We start from the raw sequence: 19,846 nt of genomic DNA on the forward strand, positions 1-19,846 counted from the left end.
TCCACCTAACAAACGTTTGGTGGAAAGGTAGCTGATGCGGCCATGGGTGTCTCCACCTCGTGCGTGGAAAAGGGCGTAGCCGTCGTCACGGTCGGCTTCCCGCCGGTGAACGCCCTGCCGGTGGCCGGCTGGTTCGCCCTGGCCGACGCGGTGCGCGCGGCCGGGCGCGACCCGCAGGTCCGGTGCGTGGTGCTGACAGCCGAGGGGCGCGGGTTCAACGCGGGTGTGGACATCAAGGAGATACAGAAGGACGGGAACAGTGCGCTGATCGGCGCCAACCACGCCTGCGCGGAGGCCTTCGCCGCGGTGTACGACTGCGCGGTGCCGGTCGTGGCGGCGGTGCACGGCTTCTGCCTGGGCGGCGGTATCGGGCTGGTGGGCAACGCGGACGCGATCGTGGCGAGCGAGGACGCCGTCTTCGGGCTGCCCGAGCTGGACCGGGGCGCCCTGGGCGCGGCCACCCATCTGGCCCGGCTGGTCCCGCATCATCTGATGCGCGCCCTGTACTACACCTCGCGCACGGCGACCGCGGCCGAGTTGCACGCGCACGGCTCGGTGTGGCAGGTCGTGCCGCGCGGGGAACTGCGAGCCGCCGCACTGACTCTGGCCCGCGAGATCGCCGCCAAGGACGGGCAGCTGCTGCGCCTGGCCAAGGCCGCCCTCAACGGCATCGATCCGGTCGACGTGCGCCGCAGCTACCGCTTCGAGCAGGGCTTCACCTTCGAGGCGGGCCTGAGCGGGGTGGCCGGCCGGGTGCGCGCCGGCTTCGGGAAGGAGGGGGCGTAGGTGAGCGACAAGACGATGACGGCCGACGAGGTGGTGTCCCGCCTGTCCAGCGGCATGACCCTCGGCATCGGCGGCTGGGGCTCGCGCCGCAAGCCGATGGCCCTGGTGAGAGCACTGCTCAGGTCGGAGGTCACCGATCTCACCGTCGTCTCGTACGGCGGCCCGGACGTGGGCATGCTGGCCGCCGCCGGGCGGATCCGGAAGCTGGTCACGGCGTTCGTCACCCTCGACTCGATCCCCCTGGAGCCGCACTACCGCGCGGCCCGCGAGCGGGGCGCCTTCGCGCTGACGGAGATCGACGAGGCGATGTTCATGTGGGGTCTGCACGCGGCGGCGAACCGGCTGCCGTTCCTGCCGGTGCGGGCCGGGATCGGCTCGGACGTGATGCGGGTCAACCCCGGTTTGCGGACGGTCACTTCACCGTACGGGGACGGGGAGACGTTCGTGGCGATGCCCGCCCTGCGGCTCGACGCGGCCCTGGTGCACATGAACCGCGCCGACCGGCTGGGCAACGGGCAGTACCTGGGCCCGGACCCCTACTTCGACGACCTGTTCTGCGAGGCGGCGGACACGGCGTACGTCAGCTGCGAGCGGATCGTCGACACGGCCGAGCTGACCAAGGCGGCGGCACCCCAGACCCTGCTGGTCAAGCGGCACACGGTGACCGGGGTCGTGGAGGCCCCGGGCGGGGCGCACTTCACGTCCTGCGCGCCCGACTACGGCCGGGACGAGGCCTTCCAGAAGACGTACGCGACGACACCCTGGCCCCAGTTCGCGGCCCGGTTCCTCGCCGGGGACGAGCAGGCGTACCGGTCGGCCGTCGGGGAGGGGACATGACGGGGGCCACCCGCGCCGAGTACTGCGTGATCGCGTGCGCCGAGGCCTGGCGGGGCGACGGCGAGGTGCTCGCGAGCCCGATGGGGCTGATCCCCTCCCTCGGCGCCCGGCTCGCCCGGCTCACCTTCGCGCCGGACCTGCTGCTGACCGACGGCGAGGCGCTGCTGGTCCGCCCGGACGGGACGGCGGAGGGCTGGCTGCCGTACCGGCAGCATCTGGCCCTGGTGACCGGCGGCCGGCGGCACGTGATGATGGGCGCGAGTCAGATCGACCGGTTCGGCAACCAGAACATCTCGTGCATCGGCGACTGGGAGCGGCCGAGGCGCCAGCTGCTCGGGGTGCGCGGCGCGCCGGTCAACACCCTGAACAATCCGACCAGTTACTGGGTCCCGAGGCACTCCCGGCGGGTCTTCGTCGAGCGGGTCGACATGGTCTGCGGCGTCGGCTACGACCACGCGGCCGGTGCGCGTCACCACCGCATCCCGCGGGTCGTGTCCGATCTGGGTGTCTTCGACTTCGCCACCGCCGACCACTCGATGCGTCCGGCCTCGCTGCACCCGGGTGTCACGATGGAGCAGGTCAGGGAGGCGACGGGCTTCGAGCTGGCCGTCCCGGACGAGGTGCCGCCGACCCGCGAGCCGACCGCCGAGGAACTCCGGCTGATCCGCGAGGTCCTCGATCCGGCCGGTACCCGTACCAGGGAGGTCGCCTCGTGATGGAGACGGCGCTGACCCGGCTGACCGGGGTCCGTCATCCGGTCGTGCAGACCGGGATGGGCTGGGTGGCGGGCCCCCGGCTGGTCTCCGCCACGGCGAACGCGGGCGCTCTCGGCATCCTGGCCTCGGCGACGATGACGCTCGGCCAGTTGCGCTCGGCCGTCCGGGAGGTCCGGTCCCGTACCGACGCGCCGTTCGGGGTGAACCTGCGCGCCGACGCGGCGGACGCGGGCGACCGTGTGCGGATCCTGATCGAGGAGGGCGTCCGGGTCGCCTCCTTCGCCCTGGCCCCGTCCCGGGAGCTGATCGGCGAGCTCAAGGAGGCGGGTGTGGTCGTCATGCCGACCGTGGGGGCGCGGCGGCACGCCGAGAAGGTCGCCGGCTGGGGCGCGGACGCGGTGCTCGTGCAGGGCGCGGAGGGCGGCGGGCACACCGGCGAGGTGGCCACGACGGTGCTGCTGCCGCAGGTGGTGGACGCCGTGGACATACCGGTCGTGGCGGCGGGCGGGTTCTTCGACGGGCGTGGGCTGGTCGCGGCGCTGGCCTACGGGGCGGCGGGCGTCGCCATGGGCACGCGGTTCCTGCTCACCTCGGACTCGACCGTGCCGGAGGCGGTGAAGGCGCGGTACCTGGCGGCGACGGTTCGGGACGTGACGGTCACCAGGGCGGTGGACGGGCTTCCGCACCGCATGCTGCGGACGGAACTGGTCGAGGCGCTGGAGCGCTCCGGCCGGGTGAGGGGCGCCCTCCAGGCGGTCCGCAGGGCGGCGGGCTACCGGAAGCTGTCCGGCACGAGTTGGCGCCGGATGCTCCAGGACGGCCTCGCCCTCAGGCACGGCAAGGACCTGACCTGGAGCCAGGTCCTGCTCGCCGCGAACACGCCGATGCTGCTCAAGGCGTCCATGGTGGACGGCCGTACGGATCTGGGGGTGATGGCGTCCGGGCAGGTCGCCGGGGTGATCGACGACCTGCCGTCGTGCGCGGAGCTGATGGAGCGGATCATGAAGGAGGCCGAGGACACCCTTCGGCGTCTCACAGCCTCTCGATGATCGTCACATTGGCCTGTCCGCCGCCCTCGCACATGGTCTGGAGGCCGAACCGGCCGCCGGTGCACTCCAGTTCGTGCAGCAGGGTCGTCATCAGCTTCACGCCGGTCGCGCCGAGCGGGTGGCCCAGGGCGATGGCACCGCCGTTGACGTTGACCTTCTCCGGGTCCGCGCCCGTCTCCTTCAGCCAGGCCAGGACGACCGGGGCGAAGGCCTCGTTGATCTCGACGAGGTCGATGTCGCCGATGGTCATGCCGGTCTTCTTCAGGGCGTGGACGGTGGCCGGGATGGGTGCGGTGAGCATGCGGATCGGGTCCTCGCCGCGCACCGAGAGGTGGTGCACGCGCGCGCGGGGGGTGAGCCCGTGTTCGCGCACCGCCCGCTCGGAGGCCAGCAGCATCGCCGCCGCCCCGTCGGAGACCTGCGAGGAGCATGCGGCGGTGATCGTGCCGCCGTCGATGACCGGCTTGAGCCCGGCCATCTTCTCCAGGGAGGTGTCCCGGCGCGGGCCCTCGTCGGCGGTGACGTCCCCGTACGGCACGGTCTCGCGGTCGAAGCGGCCCTCGTCGATCGCCCGCACCGCCCGCTGATGGGACCGCAGGGCGAACTCCTCCTGGTCCTGCCTGCTGATCCCCCACTTCGCGGCGATCATCTCGGCGCCCGCGAACTGGTTGACGGGCTTGTCCCCGTACCGCGCCCGCCAGCCCGCGCTGCCCGCGAACGGGCCCTGGGTCAGCCCGAGCGGCTCGGCGGCCTGCCGGGTGGCGAAGGCGATGGGGATCATCGACATGTTCTGCACGCCGCCGGCGACCACCAGGTCCTGGGTGCCGGACAGCACGGCCTGCGCGGCGAAGTGCACCGCCTGCTGCGAGGAACCGCACTGCCGGTCGACGGTCACGCCCGGCACCTCCTCGGGCAGCCCGGCCGCCAGCCAGCAGGTCCGCGCGATGTCACCGGCCTGCGGCCCCACCGCGTCCAGACAGCCGAGGACGACGTCCTCCACGGCGGCCGGACCCACGCCGGAACGGCTCATCAGCTCCTTCAGCACATGGGCGCCGAGGTCGGCCGGATGGACCGCGCTCAGCCCTCCCCCGCGCCGCCCGACGGGCGTGCGGACCGCTTCGACGATGTAGGCCTCGGCCATGGCAACTCCCTCACAGATAAGGTCTATTCGCGTACGGCGATCCCGTCCAGCACCATCGACAGGTACTGCCGGGCGATCTCGTCCGGGCTGTGCTGGCCGCCCGGCCGGTACCAGGACGCGGCCACCCACACCGTGTCGCGCACGAACCGGTAGGTGAGCCGGACATCGAGGTCGGCCCGGAAGGCCCGCTCGGCGACGCCGCGCTCCAGCGTGGACAGCCACGCCTTCTCGAATCTGCGCTGCGACTCGGCGAGGAACGCGAACCGCTCCTGCGCCACGAGCTGCTTGCTCTCCTTCTGGTAGATCGCGACGGCCGCGCGATGCCGGTCGATCTCCCGGAACGACTCGGTGACCAGGGCCTGAAGCGTCTCGCGCGGGCCGAGCCCGGCACCCAGCACGGCGTCGTAGCCGTCCCAGAGCTCGTCGAGGAAGGTGCGCAGGATCTCCTCCAGCATCGACTCCTTGGAGTCGAAGTGGTAGTAGAGGCTGCCCGCGAGCATCCCCGCGTGGTCCGCGATCTTGCGGACCGTGGTGGCGTTGTAGCCCTGCTCGGCGAAGACCTCGGCGGCGGTGCCGAGGAGTTCGCCGCGGCGGTCGCGGGCGGCGGCGGCCGCGGGGGGCTCTGTGTCGGTCACCTGGGGCTTCTTCTTCGTAGGAGGCACTGGTCCATTGTCGTCCTAGGGGTGCCGGCTGCTGACGGAGACCACTTCCCCGGTCATGTACGAGGAATAGCCGGAGGCCAGGAACACGATCACGTTGGCCACCTCCCAGGGCTCGGCGTACCGCCCGTAGGCCTCGCGTGAGGTCAGCTCGGCGAGCAGCTCGGGCGTGGTCACCTTCACCAGGTGCGGGTGCATGGCGAGGCTGGGCGCGACGGCGTTGACCCGCACCCCGTACGCCGCCGCCTCGACCGCCGCGCACCGGGTCAGTGCCATCACGCCGGCCTTCGCTGCGGCGTAGTGGGCCTGCCCGGCCTGGGCGCGCCAGCCGACGACGGAGGCGTTGTTGACGATCACCCCGCCGCTGCCCCGCATGTGCCGGAGCGCGGCCCGCACGCACCGGAACGTGCCGTTCAGTGTCACGTCCAGGACGCGGGACCACTGGTCGTCGGTCATGTCGACGAGGTCCGCGGTGCCGCCGAGACCGGCGTTGTTGACCACGACGTCGAGGCGTCCGTGTTTCCGTACGGCCGTGTCGAAGAGGGCGCGCACCTGTGTCTCGTCGGTGACGTCGCAGGGCGCCGCGGTGACCGACGCCGCGCCGAACTCGCCGGCCAGCTCCGCCTCGTGCTCCTTGAGCCGCCGTACGTGCGCGTCGCTGATCAGGACACGCGCACCCTCCTCCAGGAAGCGGCGCGCGGTGGCCCCGCCGATGCCCGCGCCGGCCGCGGCGGTGATGACGGCGGTCCGTCCCTCCAGCACGCCGTGCCCGGGCACGTACGACGGACTCTCGACGTCTGTCATGGGCTCACGCTAACCTACCAAACACTTGTTAGGGAAGGAGGGCGGTCGTGGATCTCGCGTTCTCGCCGGCGGACGAGGAGTTCCGCACCGAGGTGCGTCAGTGGCTGCGCGCGCGTGTGCCGCGCGAGCCCCTGCCCTCTCTGGAGACGGCGGAGGGCTTCGAGGCCCACCGCGCCTGGGAGGCGGAGCTGGCCGCGGACCGCTGGTCGGTGGTCGACTGGCCGGCGCGGTACGGCGGACGGGACGCGGGGCTCCTGCGGTGGCTGCTCTTCGAGGAGGAGTACTGGGCGGCGGGCGCCCCGGGACGCGTCGGGCAGAACGGCATCCACCTGCTCGCCCCGACCCTCTTCGCCCACGGCACCGAGGAGCAGCGGGCCCGGGTGCTGCCCCCGATGGCCTGCGGGGAGGTGGTCTGGGCGCAGGCCTGGTCGGAGCCCGAGGCCGGTTCGGACCTGGCGTCCCTGCGGGCGAGGGCCGTGCGCACGGCCGGCGGCTGGCTCCTGAGCGGCCAGAAGACGTGGTCCTCGCGTGCCGCGTTCGCCGACCGCGCGTTCGGCCTGTTCCGCAGCGACCCGGACACCGCCAAGCCCCATCAGGGCCTGACTTACCTCATGTTCGGCCTGCGCGCACCCGGCGTCACGGTCCGCCCGATCGCCCGTCTGGACGGCAAGCCGGCGTTCGCGGAGCTGTTCCTGGACGAGGTCTTCTTGCCCGACGAGGACGTGATCGGCGAACCCGGCCAGGGCTGGCGGATCGCGATGGCGACGGCCGGTGCCGAACGCGGGCTGATGCTCCGCTCCCCCGGCCGTTTCCTCGCGGCCGCGCGCAGGCTGGAGGAGCTGTGGCGGGAGCGGGGCAGCCCGGTGTCCGAGCGGGACCGGGTGGCCGACGCCCTGATCGGCGCCCGCGCCTACCAGCTCTTCACGTACGCGGCGGCCTCCCGTTTCCTGGACGGCGAAACCGTCGGCCCGGAGTCGAGCCTGAACAAGGTCTTCTGGTCCGAACTGGACATCGCGCTGCACGAGACGGCCCTCGACCTCCTCGGCCCGGAGGGCGAGCCGGCGGACACCGACTGGGCGCAGAGGTACGTCTTCGCGCTCGCCGGCCCGATCTACGCGGGCACGAACGAGATCCAGCGCGACATCATCGCCGAGCGCCTGCTCGGCCTGCCGAGGGGACGCCGCTGATGCGCTTCCTCCTCGACGCCGAGCAGCGCGCCTTCGCCGTCTCGCTGGACGCCCTCCTGACGGCGGCGGACACTCCGGCGGTGGTGCGGGACTGGAGCCGGGGCGACCATGCGAGCGGGCGGGCGCTGTGGTCCCGGATCGCGGAGGCGGGCGTGCTCGCGCTGGCGGTTCCGGAGACGTACGACGGCGGACTGGGGCCGCGTCCGGTGGAACTGGCCGTCGCCTTCGTCGAGCTGGGCCGCCACGCGGTGCCGGGCCCGCTGGTCGAGACGGTGACGGCGGCGGCGCTCCTCACACGGGCCGACCCGGGCGTCGCCAAGCGGCTGCTGCCGGCCCTGGCGTCGGGCGGGACGATGGCGACGGTGGCGCCCGAGGGGGCGTTCGCCCTCGACGGCGATGCCGCCTCCCTCCGTCTCGCCCTCTCCCCCGACGGCATCCGCCTCTCCCCCGGCCACGGACCCGTCCGCCCCTCCCTCGACCCCGCCCGTCGCCTCACCCCCCTCGCCCCCGGCGGCGAACTCCTCGACGCCCCCACCGGACAGGCCCTCACCTGGGCCCGTCTCGCCACGGCCGCCCAAGCCCTCGGGGTGGGCCTCGCACTCCTCGACAGAACGGTCGGATACGTCAGGCAACGCACCCAGTTCGGCGTCCCTGTGGGGTCGTTCCAGGCGGTCAAGCACCGGCTGGCCGACGCGAAGATCGCCCTGGAGTTCGCGCGCCCCCTGGTCTTCGGTGCCGCCCTGTCCCTGCGGCCGGCCGAGGTCGCCGCCGCCAAGGCCGCCGCGTGCGAGGCGGCGTGCACCACCGCCCGCGCCGCGCTGCAACTGCACGGCGCGATCGGCTACACGGCGGAGTACGGCCTGTCGCTGTGGCTGACCAAGGCCCGGGCCCTGCGCACCGCCTGGGGCGATCCCCACGAGTGCCGGGCCCTGGTCGTCAGTGCGGCTGGTGATCGCCGCTGGTGATCTCCCGGTACTCCTCCACGGTCGGCTTCTCGATCCGCGCGTCCGGCCCGAACATCGCCTTCGCGAGCCGCGCACGCAGCCGCTCGGACCGCCTGACCTTGCGGCGCACGCCCCCCGCGTCGACCACGGGCCCCATCGCGTACGGCGGGCGCTGCTCGTGCTGGGTGAGGGTGTACAGCTCCGCCCGCGAGAGGGGCTCGTGCACCTCGGTGTACTCGCCGTTCGGGAGCCGCTTGATGGTGCCGGTCTCCCTGCCGTGCAGCACCATGGCGCGGTCGCGGCGCTGGAGGCCCATGCAGATCTTCTTGGTGACGATGAAGGCGACGACCGGCAGCACGAAGGCGCCGATCCGCACGAACCAGGTGATCACGTTGATGGACAGATGCAGATGCGTGGCCACGATGTCGTTGCCGCCGCCGATCAGCAGCACCGCGTACAGGGTCAGCCAGGCCACGCCCAGGCCGGTGCGCACGGGCGCGTTGCGCGGCCGGTCCAGGATGTGGTGCTCGCGTTTGTCACCGGTGATCCACGCCTCGATGAAGGGATAGACACCGATGGCGAGCATGACCAGCGGGAAGAGCGCGAACGGGATGAACACGCCGAGCACCAGCGTGTGTCCCCACAGGTTGATCTCCCATCCCGGCATCACCCGGATCAGCCCCTCCGAGAACCCCAGGTACCAGTCGGGCTGGGCGCCCGTGGTGACCAGGTCGGGGCGGTAGGGACCGAAAGCCCACACGGGGTTGATCTGGGCGATCGCGCCCATGACGGTCAGGACACCGAAGACCAGGAAGAAGAAGCCGCCCGCCTTGGCCATGTAGACCGGCAGGAAGGGCATCCCGACGACCGACCGCTCCTTGCGTCCGGGCCCCGGGAACTGGGTGTGCTTGTGGTAGAAGACCAGGATCAGATGGACGGTCACCAGGCCCAGCATGATCCCGGGCAGCAGCAGCACATGGACCGGGAAGAGGCGCGAGATGATGTCGTCGCCCGGGAACTCCCCGCCGAAGAGGAAGAACGCCACGTACGTCCCGACGATCGGGATCGACAGGATCGCGCCGTGCGCGAAGCGCAGGCCGGTGCCCGACAGCAGGTCGTCCGGGAGGGAGTAGCCGGTCAGGCCGGTGATGATGCCGAGCATCAGCAGGGTCCAGCCGAACACCCAGTTGAGCTCGCGCGGCTTGCGGAAGGCGCCCGTGAAGAACACCCGCATCATGTGCACCATCATGCCCGTGATGAAGACCAGCGCCGCCCAGTGGTGGATCTGCCGCATCAGCAGCCCGCCGCGCACGTCGAAGCTGATATCCAGGGTGGACTCGAACGCCCTGGACATGAGCACGCCGTTGAGCTCCGTGTAGGACCCCTGGTAGACGACCTCCTGCATGCTCGGCTCGAAGAACAGGGTGAGGTAGACGCCGGTGATGATCAGGACGATGAAGCTGTAGAGGGTGACCTCGCCCAGCATGAAGGACCAGTGGTCCGGGAAGACCTTGCGCATGTTGGCCTTGGCCAGCGCGTAGAGGCCGAGCCGCCCGTCCGCCCAGTCGGCGAGCTGCTCGCCCTTGCCGGCGGGAGGTCTCCTGCGGGCGGAAGCCGTCCCGTACACCCGCCGTGCGCCGTCGTCGTGCACCTGCCGTCCGCCGTCGCCGTACACCCGTCGTGCGCCGTCGTCGCCCATACGTCGTCGCCTCCCCGTCGGATCCTTCCCAGCGTGGCACGGCAGCGCGGCCGTGCAAATGGGACGTATGGGCGGATAGGCCAAGAGGCGGCTCGGTTGGGCCAAGGGGGGCGAGCAGACGGCTCAGCGGCTGCCGGGATCCCGCACGATCCCCTGGGCCCTGGCGGCCACCAGCCACTTCGGGAACTCGCCCACCAGCCGGTCGTACAGCTCGCCGTCCGGCACCTTCCGCGGCTCCTCACCGGCGTGGAAGAACCCGGCGTTGTCGACGACCCGCTTGCCCGGCACCGGCAGCTCGTCCAGCCTGCGCAGGAAGTCGAACTGCTTGCTGTCCGGGTCGCCGAAGCCGATGAACTGCCAGAACAACGGCAGCCTCGCCGCCTTGCACAGGTACCGCTCCGCGGCGAGCTTGTTGATGGGCCCGCCGTCGGTCTGGAAGACGACGAGGGCCGGCTCGGTCGTCCCGCTGTCGAGGTAGTGGTCGATGACGGCGTCCATGGCCAGGTGGTAGCTGGTCTTCCCCATGTGCCCGAGCCCGGCCACGATCCGGTCGATCCGCCCCTGGTGGCCGGCCAGAGCGATCTCGGTCTCGGCGTCGACATCCGTGGAGAAGAACACCACCGGCACGGTGCCGTCGTCGTCGAGGTGCGCCGACAGCCCGAGCACCCGGTCGGCGAGCGCCTGCACGCTGCCGTCCTTGTAGTACGGCCTCATCGAGCCGGAGTAGTCGACCACGAGGTAGACCGCGGCCCGCAGCCCGTCCAGGCCGTGCTTCGTGAGGGAGACCCCGGCGCTCTTGTAGAGGTTCACCAGCGCGGGAGCGGTCTCCTGGACCTTGCTCAGACTGATCGCGACCATGGCCCCACCCTCTCACCCCTCGACGACCACTCCGTCGCTCAGTTCCAGCACCCTGTCGGCCAGGCCGAGGAGTTGGGGGTCGTGGGTGGCGACGAGGGCCGTGACGCCCTCGCTGCGAACCACGGCCCGCAGCAGTTCCATCACCGCCAGGCCGGTGGCGGCGTCGAGCTGGCCCGTCGGCTCGTCGGCGAGCAGCAGGGCCGGGCGGTTGGCCAGGGCCCGGGCGATGGCGACCCGCTGCTGCTGTCCGCCGGAGAGCTCGGCGGGCCGCTGCGTCTCGTGGCCGGCGAGGCCCACCAGGGCCAGGAGCAGCGCCACCCGCTCCTCGCGTTCGCGCGGCTCGGCCCGGCGCAGCCGCAGCGGCACGCCCACGTTCTCGGCGGCGGTGAGGATGGGGATGAGCCCGAAGGACTGGAAGACGAAGCCGATCCGGTCGCGGCGCAGTTCCAGCAGCTCGCTCCCGGTCAGCGCCGACAGGTCCGTGCCGTCCACGACGACACGGCCGCGCTGCGGGGAGTCGAGGCCGCCGATCATATGGAGCAGCGTCGTCTTGCCGGAGCCCGAACGGCCCTTGAGGGCGACCAGTTCACCGCGCCGGACGGCGAAGGAGGCCCCGCGCAGCGCGTGCACGGCCGCGGCACCCGTGCCGTAGGAGTGGTGCAGGTCCTCCACCCTCAGCATCGGCTCGCCGGCCGGGTCGTCGGCGAGGGCGGCAGCGGACCCCGGGCTGGTGTTCTCGGTCATCACCGCATCCCATACGGTACCGGTCCGGGCGGTCAAGAGCGGAACACCCCGCACTCGAACACGTGTGTCCCACAGGTAACTCCGTGATATGCATACCGGGTTGGGGGAACAGAGGTTCGGCCATCGGGTGGGGGAAGAGTGACCGGCTTACTGCTGCTGCGCCTGCGTGCGCATCGGCTGCTCCTCACGGCCGCCCTGCTCGCCGTCCTGCTGACCACCTCGGTGCTCGCCGCCCTGGCCGCCTTCTCCGGCTCCGTCGGGGACGCGGCGCTGCGCGGCACCCTGGGCGGCCGGGCCGCGGCCTCCGCCTCCCTCGTCGTCGAGGCGGACGTGCCCCGGGATCGGCGCGACGCGGCGCGGCGGGCCGTGGAACGCGGGGCGCGGGAGGCGTTCGGCGGGCTGCCGGTGACCGTGCGGACGCTGGAGCGGTCCGGGCCGTACGCGTTGCCCCGTTCCCTCCAGGACGCCGACGCCCGCGCCGGAGAGCCCGACCTCACGCACGTCGCCGCCCTCGACCGGTCCCGGATCAGACTGGTCTCGGGCACGCTGCCGGGCCGGGCACCGACGACCCGCACCGCCGCCGTACCCGTCGCCCTGCCCGAGGCGGCCGCCGACCGGCTGAAGCTGCGGCCCGGGGCGCGCCTCACGCTCACGGACCGGCTGGGCGGCGAGCCCCTCCGCGTACGGATGACCGGCGTGTACCGGGCGGCCGACAGCTCCGATCCCTACTGGCAGGCGGACGCCCTCGGCGGGCAGGGCGTGCGCACCGTCGCCTTCACCACGTACGGGCCGCTGCTGGCCGACGCGTCGGTGCTCGCCTCCGGCCGCACCTCCGGGGACAGCACCGGCTGGGTGGCGACGGCCGACTACCGGACCTTCACCACCGACGGCATCGGGGCGCTCCGCGCGGCGGCCGTACGCGCGTCCGGCGCGCTGCGCGAGGACCCGGCACTCGGCGGTGCCGCGGAGGTGCGCACCGGGCTGCCCGAGGTGCTCGACCGGACCGGGCGGGCCCTGCTGGTGTCCCGGTCCACCCTGATGGTCGTCTCCGTGCAGCTGGTGCTGCTCGCCGGGTACGCCCTGCTGCTGGTGGCCCGGCTGCTGGACACCGAGCGGGCGGGCGAGAACGAGTTGCTGCGGGCCAGGGGCGGATCGCGCGGCCGGATCGCCGGACTCGCCGCGCTGGAGGCGCTGCTGCTGGCGGTGCCGGCCGCGATCTGTGCCGCGCTGCTGTCCGGACCGCTGGCCCGGCTGCTGGCCCGGTGGTCCTCGCTCGACGGGATCGGGCTGCGGCTGGACGCCGTCCCGGCGGGCGGGGTCTGGCTGGTCGCGGGCGGCGTGGCGGCGGCCTGCGCGGTGGCGGTCGTGGCGCCCGCGCTGGCGGCGACGGCGGGCGCGCCGGTACGGCTGCGGCGCGTCCGGGCCGTCACGGCCGCCGCGCCCGTGCGCGCCGGAGCCGATGTCGGGCTGCTGCTGATCGCGGGCGTGGCGTACTGGCAGCTCGACCGGCAGACCGAGACGACCGGCGGCGGGGTGCTCAGCCGGGACCGGGCCGGGGAGCTGGGCATCGATCCGCTGCTGGTCGGGGCGCCCGCGCTGGCGCTGCTGGCGGGCACGGTCCTGACCCTGCGTCTGCTGCCGTTCGCGGCCCGCCTCGCGGAGCGGCGGTCCGCGAGCGGGCGCGGGCTGCCGGCGGCGCTGGCGGGGTGGCAGTTCAGCCGGCGCCCGCTGCGCGGAGCGGGTCCGGTGCTGCTGCTGGTCATCGCCGTGACGACCGGGATGCTGGCGATCGGGCACGGCGCGTCCTGGGACCGGTCGCAGGACGACCAGGCCGACTTCAGGACGGGCGCCTCCCTACGGGTCCTCGACCCCAGGCCGGGTGGCCCCGGGCAGACCGGCCTCTACGCCGCGCTGCCCGGGGCCCGGGACGCCGCCCCCGCGCACCGCGCCGTCCTGGGCCTGTCCGGCGACCGTGACGCGACGGTCCTCGCGCTGGACACGTCCCGCGCCGGGGACGGGATGCTGATGCGCGGCGATCTCGCCGACGAGCCCCCGGCGAAGCTGCTGCGGGCACTGGCACCGCCCGCGCGGGACGAACACCGGGCGGTGCGGCTTCCCGGCGACACCCGGCGGCTTGCCCTCGACGCGCGGATCACCGACGTGCGGACCCGGACCGGACGCTCTCCCTCCGACCGCGCGCCCCTGCTCACGGTGGTCGTCGAGGACCGGTACGGCATCACCTACCGGCTGGGCGCCGGGAAAGTCCCGGTGGACGGCCGCGTCCACCGGGTCACCCTCGACCTGGACGTGACGGCGACGGGCCGCCGCGCCGCCCCGGCCGGACCGCTGCGGCTGACCGGACTCCAGCTCGACGACGCCTCTCCCGCCGGCCGCGCCGAACAACACCGGTTCACCGTCGAACGGCTGCTCGCCACCGGTCGCGACGGCTCCGCGCGGACGGTCCCGGTGCCCTCCGGAACGCGCTGGCAGGGCGGCCGGACCGTGACGGAGAACGGCGCGGTCATCGCCCGTACGGCCGTGAAGCCCGCCGTGTCGGGGGCCGCGCCGCTGACCGTGCCGTACGACACCGGCACCGGCGCCGGCGCCGGCGCCGAGGAGAGCTTCAGCGCAGCGCCGGTCTACACCGTCCGCGTCGACACCGCCGGAGCCGAGGCGCCGCGGAGCCTCTTGGCCGTCGCCACCCGGGACTTCCTGCGGGCGGCGGGGGCCGGGCCCGGCGACACCATCGACGTACCGCTGTCCGGGGAGCAGTTGCGGGTGCGGATCGTACGGTCCGTCGAGGAGCTGCCGACCACCGCCGCCGGCCTGGACGAAGAGGCCATGGCCGGCGGGGCGCTGCTGCTCGATCTGCGGGCCGTCGACGCCGTGCTGGCGCGGCGGGGCAGCGCGCCGCTCACCCCCACCGAGTGGTGGGTGAGCGCCGCCCCCGGCAAGACCGCCGAGGTCGCCGCCGCGCTGCGGGCACGCCCCGACCTCGAACCGCAGCAGGTGCTGGTGCGGGACGAGACCGCGGCCGAGTTGCTGCGGGATCCGCTCGGCGCCGGGCCGCGCTCGGCGCTGACGGCGGTGGCCGCGGCCGCCGCGGCCCTCGCCGCCGGGGGTTTCGCGGTGAGCGCCGCCGGTGCGCGGCGGGAACGGTCCGCGGAGTTCGCGGTGCTGCGCGCCCTGGGCGCGCCCCGCCGGGACCTCGCCCGGCTCGTCGCGACGGAGCAGAGCCTGCTCATCGGCGCCGGCCTGCTCGCCGGGCTCGGTCTCGGCACCGTCCTGACCCGGGCCGTCGTCCCGCTGATCGTGCTGACCTCCGATGCCGCACGGCCGGTCCCGGCCGTCCTCGTCGAACTCCCGGTGTCCCAGGTGGCCCTGCTCCTCGCGGGGGTGGCCGCCCCGCTCCTGCTGATCACCGCCGCGGCGGCGCTGCGCCGGGCCGAGCCGGTGGCCGCGCTCCGCCATCAGGGGGAGGACTGAGATGCCGCCGAACGCACAGGGCGCGCCCTGGGTGCGGACCCGGCTGCGGACCGCGCCCGTGTCCGCCGTCGTCTTCGGTGTGCTGGTGCTGGTCACGGCGTTCCTCGCGGCCGTCCTGCCCCGGGCCGTCGAGGCGTACGAGACGGACGGGCTGCGCAAGGCCCTCGCCACCGCCTCCCCCGAGTCCACCGTGCTGGAGCTGAAGGCTCCGCAGCCCGGTCTCGAACGGCCCGACGCTGCCCGGGCGGACGTGGTGCGGCCGGAGGCGCTCGCGGCGGTCGACGGCCGGGCGCGGGCGCTGCTGCCGGCGCCGCTGCGGGCGGACCGGGCCGAGTCGGCCTACGGGGTGCGGACCGGGAAGAGCCTGGAGGCACTGGACGCTTCGCTGCCCCGGCCCAATGGACTGCCGCCCAGGTTCACGCTGCTCGCGCAGTCGGGAGCGGCCGGCCACGCCACCGTGCGGGAGGGGCGGCTGCCCACCGCCCGCACGCCGGTGACCGTGCGCACCAGGGTGGTGGAGGGCGCCGTGACCACCGAGACCGCCCGCGCGCTGCGTCTGCGGGCCGGCTCCACGCTCACCCTGGCCGGTTTCCTGGACGGACCGCTGACCGTACGGATCACCGGCGTCCTGGAACCCCGGCATCCGCAGCGGAGTTACTGGTCTGCGGAACCGGTCCTGCGCACACCGGGCCTGGCCTCCACCAGTGTCCGCCCACCGCGGTACTACTGGGAGGCGGGCGTCCTGCTGGCTCCCGGGGCCGCACCCGCGCTGCTCGGCGGTCAGGGCGAGCCGGAGCGGTACTGGCGGTTCGCGCCCGCGACCGGGCGGCTCACCGGGGCGGACGCCTCGGCGCTCGTCGACGCGGTCGCGTCCCTGGAAGACGGCCCCGCGCTGGTGCGGATGCGCGGGGCCGCCGGTCCGACGGCGCGGCTGTCCACCGGCCTGGAGCAGGTCGTCGGCTCCCACGCCCAGACCCGTGACGCGATCACGCCCGTGGTCGCCGTCGCGGCCTTCGGGATCGCCGCGATCGCCGTCGTCGTGCTGGTCATGAGCGCTGGTGTGGCAGCCGCCCGCCGTGCCGCCGAACTCGCCCTGCTGCGGGCCCGGGGCGGCTCCCTGGGAGGCATCGCCGGGCGGCTGCTGGCCGAGACCGCGGTGCCGGCGGTGCCCGCGGCGGTCTGCGGTCTGCTGCTCGCGGTGCTCGTCGTGGAGGAGGCCCGGCCGCTGCCCGCCGTGTTCGGGGCGGGCGCCGTGGCGCTGCTGGCGTGTGCCGCGTTGCCGGTGCGCGCGGTCGTGGCGCATCGCAGGCCGCGGGCGCACCAGGAGCGCGACGACCTCGCCGAGGCCAGGCCCGGCGGCCGCCGCACGGTCGCCGAACTGACCCTGCTGGTGCTGGCCGTGGGCTCGGTGGTGACGCTGCGCCGACGGGGTACGGACGGGGCGGGCGATCTGCTGGTGAGCGCCGCCCCGGTGCTCGTCGGGCTGGTCGCCGCGCTGGTCCTCGTACGGCTGTACCCGCTACCCCTGCGGTGGGCCGCCGGCCCGGCCGGGCGGCTGCGCGGCGTGGTCGGGTTCCTGTCGCTGGCCCGCGCGGGCCGCTCACCGGCGGCGGTCGCCACGCTGCCGCTCCTCGCCCTGCTGACGGCTCTGACGACGGCCGCGTTCGGGGGGTCCGTGCTGGCGGGCGTGGCGGACGCCCGGGACCGGGCCGCGCTGCTGGAGACGGGCGCGGACGCGCGGATCGAATCGACCGACGGGAAACCGCTCCCGGCGGCGCTGGCGCGGACGGTAAAGGAGGTGTCGGGCGTACGGCAGGTCACGGCCGTGGGGTTCCAGTTCGCCACGGAGCGCGACTCCGACGAGTCGCGGTCGGTGACCGTGGTCGGCGTCGAGCCGGAGACCTACGCGGAACTGGCCCGGCAGATGGATCTCGGAGGGTTCCCTGCCGACCGGCTGGGAGCCGGGGGCGGGGTGCTGGACGCCGTCGCCTCCCCCGAGGTCGCCGAGCGGCTCGGGCGGGCGCCGCGCCGGATCGTGACGGACGGCGGAGCGGTCACGGTGCGGATCACCGCCGTGCGCCCCCGCACCCCGGCCGTCCCCGAGGACGACTTCCTGCTGGTCGACGCGGCGGGTCTGAAGGGCTCCGGCGGCCCCACCACCCTGCTGGCCTCGGGTGCCGGGCTCGACGCGAAGGCGCTGCGGGCGGCCGTGCGCGGCGCCGGTTCGAACCTCTCCGTGACACCGCGCGGCGAGGTACGTGCGGCGCTGTCCGACTCGCCGTTGCAGGCGGGCGCCGAACGGATCTACGTCTGGGCCGTCGTCGCGGGTGCGGGCTACGCCGTGCTCGCCCTGGTGCTCGGCCTGCTGCGGTCCGCGCCGGAACGGGCCGCGCTGCTGGCCCGGCTGCGCACCCTGGGCCTGACGACCCGCCAGGGGCGCCACCTGCTCGGCCTGGAGGCGCTGCCCCTGGCGCTGCTCGCGGCCGGCGGTGGCCTGGCCGTCGGCTGGGCCACGGTACGGCTGCTCGCCCCCGGCGTCGACCTGGACCGGCTCGCTCTGGCCGGCGCGTCGGGCGGCACGGCGCCGCAGGGTGCCGCGCTGCGGGCCGACCTGTGGTCACTGGCCCTGCCCGCCGCGGGCGCGGTGCTGCTGACCGGGGCGGTGGCCGTCGCGCAGGCCTGGTGGGCGGGGCGCCGGACACCGATCACTCACCTCAGGCGAGGAGACATGCGATGAGCGGTACGACGGAGTCGCTCGCGGAACTGGAGCGGCGGGCGGCGCGGCACCGCGACCGGCCCGCCTACGGGCACGACGCCCTGATCGCCTGCGACCGGCTGGTGCGGATCTTCGCCAAGCGCGGTGGCCGGGACGCCGTGGAGGTGCAGGCGCTCCAGGGGCTCGATCTCCTGGTGCGGGAGGGCGAGTTGATGGCCCTGGTGGGGGCGTCCGGCAGCGGCAAGTCGACGCTGATGAACATCCTCGCCGGCCTGGACGTCCCGACCGCGGGCACGGCGAAGGTCGCGGGCCGCGATCTGCTGACGATGGACGCGAAGGCGCGGTTGCGGTACCGGCGCGAGGTGGTCGGCTTTGTCTGGCAGCAGACGGCACGCAATCTGCTGCCGTATCTGACGGCGGCGCAGAACGTCGTCCTGCCCATGCAGCTGGCGGGCGGCTCGCGAAGGAAGCGGGCCGGACGGGCGGACGACCTGCTGGCCATGCTCGGCGTCGCCGACTGCCGGGACCGGCGTCCGCAGCAGATGTCCGGAGGCCAGCAGCAGCGCGTCGCGATCGCCGTCGCCCTGGCCAACGCCCCCGCCGTGCTGCTCGCCGACGAGCCGACCGGCGAGCTGGACTCGGCGACCGGGCAGCAGGTCTTCGCGGCGTTCCGCCGGGCCAACGAGGAGCTGGGCACGACCGTCGTCATCGTCACGCACGACCAGGCGGTCGCCGGCGAGGTCCGCCGCACGGTCGCGATCCGCGACGGCCGCACCTCGACGGAGGTGCTGCGCCGCACGGAGGTCGACGAGGCGGGCCAGGAGTCCCTGGTGGCCCGGGAGTACGCGATGCTCGACCGCGCGGGACGCCTCCAGCTGCCCGCCGAGTACACGACGGCGCTGGCCATGCGGGACCGGGTGCTGCTGGAGCTGGAGGAGGACCACATCCAGGTGTGGCCGGACGAGAACGGGAACGGGAGCGGGACCGGCTGAGAACGCCCGGGCGGCCACGAACCCCTTCGGGAACTCGCCCACCAGCCGGTCGTACAGTTCGGCGTCCGTCGATGCCGAGCGTATGCGCCCGGCGACCCGCCGATGGACGCGCGCGCACGCTGGCGTACGCTTACGCGCCCCTGGACCGGCGCCGCGCGCCGGTGCGGGCGGGGAGAGTGCGCCGGGCCGCTGGTGCTCCAGGCGGCCGGGACCGCGGGGTAAGTCACGGAGCTGACAGGCAGGGTGATCCCAGTGAAGCGTGCCGGTGTGGCGTTCTTCGTCGCCGTTCCCGTGGCCGCCACGGCGTTGGCCTACTTCCTCGCACCCGCGGACTCCGCCGAGCCCATGGCGAAGCCCTCCGTGTCCGCCGCCCAGGCGGCCCGGGAAGAGGCCAAGGACCGGGCCGAGGAGGAGCGGGCGGAGGACGACAAGGTGATCGCCGGGCTGCCCGCGGGCCTGGCCGCCCCGGCGAAGAAGGAACTGGCGCAGCGGATCGTGGCGAGCGCCCACCAGTCGACGCTGGACTGGCGCGCCCTCTACGGCTCCATCGAGGACCTGGAGGACGGGCGGGGCTACACCGCCGGGATCGCCGGCTTCTGCACCGGCACCCACGATCTGCTCGCCCTCGTCGAGCGCTACACCGAAGCCCACCCGGACAACGGCCTGGCCCGCTACCTGCCGGCCCTGCGCACGGTCGACGGCACGGACTCCCACGAGGGCCTGGACCCCGGCTTCACCGCGGCCTGGAAGGCGGAGGCGAAGCTGCCGGCCTTCCGCAGGGCCCAGGACGAGCACCGTGACCGTTTCTCCTTCGACCCTGCTGTCCGCCTCGCCAAGCTGGACGGCCTGGGCACGCTCGGCCAGTTCGTCTACTACGACGCTCTGATCTTCCACGGCCCCGACGCCGGCCCCGAGGGCTTCTACGGCCTGCGCGAACGCGCGCTGCGCGTGGCGGACACACCGGCCGAGGGCGGCGGTGAGAAGGCGTACCTGGACGCCTTCCTCGACATCCGCCGCACCGCCATGGCCACCGAGCACACGGACACGAGCCGTATCGACACCGCCCAGCGCCGTTTCCTGAACGAGGGCAACCTGCGTCTCGAGACGCCGCTGGCGTGGGCCGTCTACGGGGACACGTACAAGGTGCCGTGACCCTGGCCCGTACAGGGTGCCGTGGCCGGCCGGGGAAGGCGACAGCGCCTGCCCGGTCGTCCGGTCGGGGACTGTT

16 protein-coding genes are annotated in these 19,846 nt (G+C 74.0%); 10 read left to right on the top strand and 6 right to left on the bottom strand.

Annotation, left to right across the window (positions count from 1 at the left end):
* The first annotated feature begins 42 nt into the window (after window positions 1-42).
* From CP976_RS11665 to CP976_RS11680, 4 genes are read left to right on the top strand one after another with little or no spacing between them, the layout of a single operon-like run.
* Window positions 43-786: an enoyl-CoA hydratase family protein gene (locus tag CP976_RS11665; protein ID WP_150480293.1), complete on the top strand. Its 744-nt coding sequence runs from the start codon at window positions 43-45 to the stop codon at window positions 784-786.
* Complete coding sequence (locus CP976_RS11670; protein WP_150480294.1) at window positions 787-1,623, top strand: CoA transferase subunit A; 837 nt, start codon at window positions 787-789, stop codon at window positions 1,621-1,623.
* On the top strand, window positions 1,620-2,339 hold the full coding sequence (locus CP976_RS11675; RefSeq protein WP_150480295.1) for a CoA-transferase subunit beta: 720 nt from the start codon (window positions 1,620-1,622) through the stop codon (window positions 2,337-2,339). Before CP976_RS11670 ends, CP976_RS11675 begins: the two co-directional genes overlap by 4 nt.
* Window positions 2,339-3,388, top strand: a complete 1,050-nt coding sequence (locus CP976_RS11680) for an NAD(P)H-dependent flavin oxidoreductase (protein ID WP_150480296.1) — start codon at window positions 2,339-2,341, stop codon at window positions 3,386-3,388. The genes CP976_RS11675 and CP976_RS11680 overlap by 1 nt, the downstream gene beginning before the upstream one ends.
* Here CP976_RS11680 and CP976_RS11685 read toward each other — a convergent pair.
* From CP976_RS11685 to CP976_RS11695, 3 genes are read right to left on the bottom strand one after another with little or no spacing between them, the layout of a single operon-like run.
* A complete protein-coding gene (locus CP976_RS11685) occupies window positions 3,372-4,529 on the bottom strand; it encodes an acetyl-CoA C-acetyltransferase (protein WP_150480297.1) in 1,158 nt (385 codons plus the stop codon). The two genes, CP976_RS11680 and CP976_RS11685, sit on opposite strands and share 17 nt — an antisense overlap.
* A 23-nt stretch (window positions 4,530-4,552) precedes the next feature.
* Entirely contained in the window at window positions 4,553-5,191 is a 639-nt protein-coding gene (locus CP976_RS11690) for a TetR/AcrR family transcriptional regulator (protein WP_373304880.1), read from the bottom strand.
* A gap of 15 nt (window positions 5,192-5,206) precedes the next feature.
* Window positions 5,207-5,992 carry an SDR family oxidoreductase gene (locus CP976_RS11695; protein ID WP_150480298.1) on the bottom strand — a complete coding sequence of 262 codons (786 nt, stop codon included), beginning with the start codon at window positions 5,990-5,992 and terminating at the stop codon, window positions 5,207-5,209.
* A gap of 47 nt (window positions 5,993-6,039) precedes the next feature.
* On the opposite strand from CP976_RS11695, the gene CP976_RS11700 reads away from it, so the two are divergent.
* Window positions 6,040-7,179, top strand: coding sequence for an acyl-CoA dehydrogenase family protein (locus CP976_RS11700; protein ID WP_150480299.1), 1,140 nt, complete (start codon window positions 6,040-6,042; stop codon window positions 7,177-7,179).
* Window positions 7,179-8,144, top strand: coding sequence for an acyl-CoA dehydrogenase family protein (locus tag CP976_RS11705; RefSeq protein ID WP_150480300.1), 966 nt, complete (start codon window positions 7,179-7,181; stop codon window positions 8,142-8,144). Before CP976_RS11700 ends, CP976_RS11705 begins: the two co-directional genes overlap by 1 nt.
* Here CP976_RS11705 and qcrB read toward each other — a convergent pair.
* The 3 genes from qcrB to CP976_RS11720 all read right to left on the bottom strand — a co-directional run bounded on the left by qcrB (window position 8,116) and on the right by CP976_RS11720 (window position 11,424).
* A complete protein-coding gene (gene qcrB, locus CP976_RS11710; RefSeq protein WP_229875815.1) occupies window positions 8,116-9,822 on the bottom strand; it encodes a cytochrome bc1 complex cytochrome b subunit in 1,707 nt (568 codons plus the stop codon). The two genes, CP976_RS11705 and qcrB, sit on opposite strands and share 29 nt — an antisense overlap.
* Window positions 9,823-9,945: 123 nt before the next feature.
* Window positions 9,946-10,680, bottom strand: coding sequence for a vWA domain-containing protein (locus CP976_RS11715; protein WP_150480301.1), 735 nt, complete (start codon window positions 10,678-10,680; stop codon window positions 9,946-9,948).
* Between the two features lie 12 nt (window positions 10,681-10,692).
* Window positions 10,693-11,424, bottom strand: coding sequence for an ABC transporter ATP-binding protein (locus CP976_RS11720; protein ID WP_150480302.1), 732 nt, complete (start codon window positions 11,422-11,424; stop codon window positions 10,693-10,695).
* A gap of 138 nt (window positions 11,425-11,562) precedes the next feature.
* Here CP976_RS11720 and CP976_RS11725 point away from each other — a divergent pair, with 138 nt between their 5' ends.
* From CP976_RS11725 to CP976_RS11740, 4 genes are all read left to right on the top strand, one after another.
* Window positions 11,563-14,910 (top strand): FtsX-like permease family protein, encoded by a 3,348-nt coding sequence (locus CP976_RS11725; RefSeq protein ID WP_150480303.1) that lies wholly within the window; start codon window positions 11,563-11,565, stop codon window positions 14,908-14,910.
* Window position 14,911: 1 nt separating this feature from the next.
* Complete coding sequence (locus CP976_RS11730) at window positions 14,912-17,647, top strand: ABC transporter permease (RefSeq protein ID WP_150480304.1); 2,736 nt, start codon at window positions 14,912-14,914, stop codon at window positions 17,645-17,647.
* On the top strand, window positions 17,644-18,618 hold the full coding sequence (locus tag CP976_RS11735) for an ABC transporter ATP-binding protein (protein WP_150480305.1): 975 nt from the start codon (window positions 17,644-17,646) through the stop codon (window positions 18,616-18,618). The genes CP976_RS11730 and CP976_RS11735 overlap by 4 nt, the downstream gene beginning before the upstream one ends.
* 252 nt (window positions 18,619-18,870) lie before the next feature.
* Window positions 18,871-19,770, top strand: a complete 900-nt coding sequence (locus tag CP976_RS11740) for a chitosanase (RefSeq protein WP_150480306.1) — start codon at window positions 18,871-18,873, stop codon at window positions 19,768-19,770.
* Window positions 19,771-19,846: the final 76 nt, after the last annotated feature.

The sequence above is a fragment of the Streptomyces coeruleorubidus genome (assembly GCF_008705135.1).
GTDB classification, from domain to species: Bacteria; Actinomycetota; Actinomycetes; order Streptomycetales; family Streptomycetaceae; genus Streptomyces; species Streptomyces coeruleofuscus.

Excerpts from the sequence above, each read along its gene's own strand:
- CP976_RS11665 (WP_150480293.1), top strand. The coding sequence starts at position 43 with ATGGGTGTCTCCACCTCGTGCGTGGAAAAGGGCGTAGCCGTCGTCACG.
- CP976_RS11675 (WP_150480295.1), top strand. The coding sequence starts at position 1,620 with ATGACGGGGGCCACCCGCGCCGAGTACTGCGTGATCGCGTGCGCCGAG.
- CP976_RS11680 (WP_150480296.1), top strand. The coding sequence starts at position 2,339 with ATGGAGACGGCGCTGACCCGGCTGACCGGGGTCCGTCATCCGGTCGTG.
- CP976_RS11685 (WP_150480297.1), bottom strand. The coding sequence starts at position 4,529 with ATGGCCGAGGCCTACATCGTCGAAGCGGTCCGCACGCCCGTCGGGCGG.
- CP976_RS11695 (WP_150480298.1), bottom strand. The coding sequence starts at position 5,992 with ATGACAGACGTCGAGAGTCCGTCGTACGTGCCCGGGCACGGCGTGCTG.
- CP976_RS11705 (WP_150480300.1), top strand. The coding sequence starts at position 7,179 with ATGCGCTTCCTCCTCGACGCCGAGCAGCGCGCCTTCGCCGTCTCGCTG.
- qcrB (WP_229875815.1), bottom strand. The coding sequence starts at position 9,822 with ATGGGCGACGACGGCGCACGACGGGTGTACGGCGACGGCGGACGGCAG.
- CP976_RS11715 (WP_150480301.1), bottom strand. The coding sequence starts at position 10,680 with ATGGTCGCGATCAGTCTGAGCAAGGTCCAGGAGACCGCTCCCGCGCTG.
- CP976_RS11720 (WP_150480302.1), bottom strand. The coding sequence starts at position 11,424 with ATGACCGAGAACACCAGCCCGGGGTCCGCTGCCGCCCTCGCCGACGAC.
- CP976_RS11730 (WP_150480304.1), top strand. The coding sequence starts at position 14,912 with ATGCCGCCGAACGCACAGGGCGCGCCCTGGGTGCGGACCCGGCTGCGG.
- CP976_RS11735 (WP_150480305.1), top strand. The coding sequence starts at position 17,644 with ATGAGCGGTACGACGGAGTCGCTCGCGGAACTGGAGCGGCGGGCGGCG.